The following is a 3,520-nucleotide window of genomic DNA, read 5'->3' as shown; positions in this document are numbered from 1 at the left end:
CGATCCATCAGCGGGTCTCGAGGCGCGCCCGGCGGTGCCACCCCGCCGATCCGGCGATGCCGGTGCCGGAACCGCCGCCGCCGCCCGCGCCCATGCCGGCGCCGGCGGACGCGCTCGAGCAGGCGCCGCCCGAGCCGCCCCCTGAAACGCCCAGGCTCGCGGCCATCGCCCAGCCGGAGCGCTGGCGGCGCATGATCAAGAACCTGCTGCGCCAGTACTGGGCGCGCCACCCGGCGATCGAGCTGATGGACGACGAGGTCGCCGACCGCTGGACGGCGAAGTGGATCGCCCAGGGCTGCGACTTCAAGCGCGACATTGTTCCTGTGGTGCGCGACTTCTGCGCGATGAAGCCCTACTGCGGCCCGCCCGTGGGCTTCCAGGAGCTCGACGAGCATGTCGCGCGCAACCGCGCCCGACATGAAGAGCTTTCGTCAGGTAGCTGCACGGCGACGGGATCACAATCGTTTGACCACGACTGTCACACGAGCTTCCCGGCGCCGTGCGAAATGCCATACGCTGCGGCACAGGGAAGCTGAGGGCCGTCCGCGTGTTGACGAGGACGAGCCAGCTCGCAGCAGCCAGGGAGTACCTTGTATGGCCGCCCTTACCATCAACGGCAAAGTCCATCAGGTGAATGTCGATCCGCGCACGCCGCTTCTGTGGGTGCTGCGCGACACGCTGGGCATGACCGGCACCAAGTACGGTTGCGGCATCGCCCAGTGCGGCGCCTGCACCGTGCACATCGACGGCGTGGCGACACGCTCGTGCCAGGTGCCGCTGAGCCAGGCCACCGGCAACAAGAAGATCACCACCATCGAAGGCCTCGCCGCCAACGGCGTGCTGCACAAGGTGCAGAAGGCCTGGCTGGCGCAGGACGTGCCGCAGTGCGGCTACTGCCAGAGCGGCATGATCATGGCCGCCGTGGCGCTCCTGAAGGACAAGCCCAAGCCGACCGACGCCGACATCGACGCGGTCATGACCAACATCTGCCGCTGCGGCACCTACCAGCAGGTGCGCGCGGCGATCCACGAAGCGGCCAAGGCGTGAGGGAGGCGGGCATGACGAACACCACCAGCCTCAAGCGCCGCACCGTGATGGCCGGCGCCGCCGCGATCGGCGGCAGCTTCACCTTCGGCTTCAACGTGCCGCAATTCGGCGCGCAGGCGGCCGAGACCGCGCCGGAGCTCAACGCCTGGGTCGTGATCCATCCCGACGACAAGGTCGTGATCCGCATCGCGCGCTCGGAGATGGGCCAGGGCACGCTCACCGGCCTGGCGCAGCTCGTCGCCGAGGAGCTGGAGTGCGACTGGTCGAAGGTCACGACGGAGTTTCCCACGCCGACGCAGAACCTGGCGCGCCAGCGCGTGTGGCGGAACTTCTCGACCGGCGGCAGCCGCGGCGTGCGCGAGTCGAATCAGTACGTGCGCGAGGGTGGCGCGGCGGCGCGCGACATGCTGGTGCGCGCGGCGGCGGCGGAATGGAAGGTGAAGCCGGACGAGTGCAGCGTCGACAAGGGCGTGATCACGCACAAGGCCAGCAAGCGCAGGCTGACCTACGGCAAGGTCGCGGTGGCGGCGGCCAAGCTCGAGCCGCCGAAGTCGGTCAAGCTCAAGGACCCCAAGGACTGGAAGATCGCCGGCAAGCCGCTGAAGCGGCTCGACACCATGGACAAGCTGACCGGCAAGCAGGTCTACGGCATCGACCTGCGGCTGCCGAACATGCTGACGGCGACGATCAAGGCCGCGCCGGTGTTCGGCGCCAAGGTGGTCAGCTTCGACGCCGACAAGGTCAAGACGATGCCCGGCGTGAAGGGCGTGGTGAAGGTCGGCGACACGGCGGTGGCGGTGATCGCCGAGACCTACTGGACCGCGCGCAACGCCATCGCCGCGCTGCCCGTGGTCTGGGAGGAGACGCCGAACGCGAAGGTGTCGAGCGAGACCATCGCGGCGATGCTCAAGGAAGGTCTCGACGCGTCGGAGGCCTTCGTCGGCAACAAGGCGGGCGACGCCAAGGCGGCGATCGCGGGCGCGGCCAGGAAGGTCGAGGCGGTCTACTCGTACCCCTACCAGCACCACGTCACGATGGAGCCGATGAACGCCACGGCGCTCTACACCCCCGACAAGTGCGAGGTGTGGTGCCCGACGCAGAACGGCGAAGCGGCGCTGGCGGCGGCCTCGGCCGCGTCCGGCCTGCCGGCGCAGAAATGCGAGGTCTACAAGCTGCTGCTGGGCGGCGGCTTCGGCCGGCGCGGCCGCACCGACTACGTGCACCAGGCCGTGCAGATCGCCAAGCAGATGCCCGGCGTGCCGATCAAGCTGGTCTGGTCGCGCGAAGAGGACATGACGCACTGCCAGTACCATCCCATCACCATGTGCAAGATGGTCGGCGGGCTGGACGACAAGGGCAACCTCGTCGGCCTGCACGTGCGCATCTCCGGCCAGTCGATCCTGAGCTCGGTGCTGCCGCAGAACCTGGTCAACGGCATGGATCCGGTGCAGTTCCAGGGCTTCGCGGCCTCGGGCGTCGAGGCGGCCTACGGCTACAGCGTGCCGAACCTGCTGATCGATCACGCCATGCGCAATCCGCACGTGCCGCCGGGCTTCTGGCGCGGCGTGAACACCAACCAGAACGCGATCTACATGGAATCCTTCATGGACGAGCTGGCGCATGCCGCCGGCCAGGATCCGCTGGAGTTCCGCCGCAAGATGCTGAAGCCGAAGTGGCTCGCGGTGCTCAACGCCGCCGCGGCCAAGGCCGGCTACGGCAAGAAGCTGCCCAAGGGCCACCACCATGGCGTGGCGCAGATCATGGGCTACGGCAGCTATGTCGCCGCGGTCGCCGAGGTGTCGGTGAGCGATGCCGGCGTGCTGAAGATCCACAAGATCACCGCGGCCACCGACAGCGGCCACGTCGTCAACCCGGCGCAGGTCGAACGCCAGGTCGCCGGCTCGTTCGTCTACGGCCTGTCGGCGGCGCTCTACGGCGAGATCACCATCAAGGATGGTGCTGTCGAGCAGACCAACTTCGACAGCTACAATGTGATGCGTATCGACGAGATGCCCAAGGTCGAGACGGTGCTGGTGCCGTCGGGCGGGTTCTGGGGCGGTGTCGGCGAGCCGACGATCGCCGTGGCCGCGCCGGCGGTGCTCAACGCCATCTTCAAGGCCACCGGCAAGCGCATCCGCTCGCTGCCGCTGATGAACCACGACCTGAAGAAGGCGTAGGTGCCCGGGGCGCGCGGGATAGGTCTTCTCCTGCTTGCCCTGTCGGGCGGCGCGGCGCAGGCCGCCTCGCCCGACGGCCCGGCCGGTGCGATGTCCTGCTCCGGCTGCCACGCGATCAGCAGGAGCGTCGACACCGCCGTGCCGCGGCTCTTCGGCCGGCCGGCCGCGGACCTCGCCGCGGCGATGCGCGCCTTCAAGAAGGGCGAACGCGAGCCGACGGTGATGGGCCGCATCGCCAAGGGCTTCAGCGACGCCGAGATCGACGCGCTCGCGGCCTTCTTCGCCGCGCGCAAGGA

5 protein-coding genes are annotated in these 3,520 nt (G+C 69.0%); 4 read left to right on the top strand and 1 reads right to left on the bottom strand.

What is annotated here, in order from left to right; all coding sequences use genetic code 11:
* Window positions 1–7 precede the first annotated feature (7 nt).
* Entirely contained in the window at window positions 8–193 is a 186-nt protein-coding gene (locus Q0599_RS21325) for a hypothetical protein (protein ID WP_298834162.1), read from the bottom strand.
* Here Q0599_RS21325 and Q0599_RS21320 point away from each other — a divergent pair.
* The 4 genes from Q0599_RS21320 to Q0599_RS21305 form a co-directional block, all read left to right on the top strand.
* Entirely contained in the window at window positions 192–536 is a 345-nt protein-coding gene (locus tag Q0599_RS21320; RefSeq protein WP_298834160.1) for a hypothetical protein, read from the top strand. The genes Q0599_RS21325 and Q0599_RS21320 overlap by 2 nt on opposite strands.
* 58 nt (window positions 537–594) lie before the next feature.
* Window positions 595–1,047: a (2Fe-2S)-binding protein gene (locus Q0599_RS21315; RefSeq protein WP_298834157.1), complete on the top strand. Its 453-nt coding sequence runs from the start codon at window positions 595–597 to the stop codon at window positions 1,045–1,047.
* Window positions 1,048–1,058: 11 nt separating this feature from the next.
* Window positions 1,059–3,224, top strand: a complete 2,166-nt coding sequence (locus Q0599_RS21310; protein ID WP_298834155.1) for a molybdopterin cofactor-binding domain-containing protein — start codon at window positions 1,059–1,061, stop codon at window positions 3,222–3,224.
* Window positions 3,225–3,520, top strand: a 296-nt coding sequence (locus tag Q0599_RS21305) for a c-type cytochrome (RefSeq protein WP_298834152.1), incomplete at its 3' end; no start/stop codon positions are given.

Source organism: uncultured Piscinibacter sp., assembly GCF_937952055.1.
In the GTDB taxonomy this organism is placed as follows: Bacteria; Pseudomonadota; Gammaproteobacteria; order Burkholderiales; family Burkholderiaceae_C; genus Piscinibacter.
Note: the sequence above shows the minus strand (reverse complement) of the source record. Positions and strands in the feature narration are given on the sequence as shown.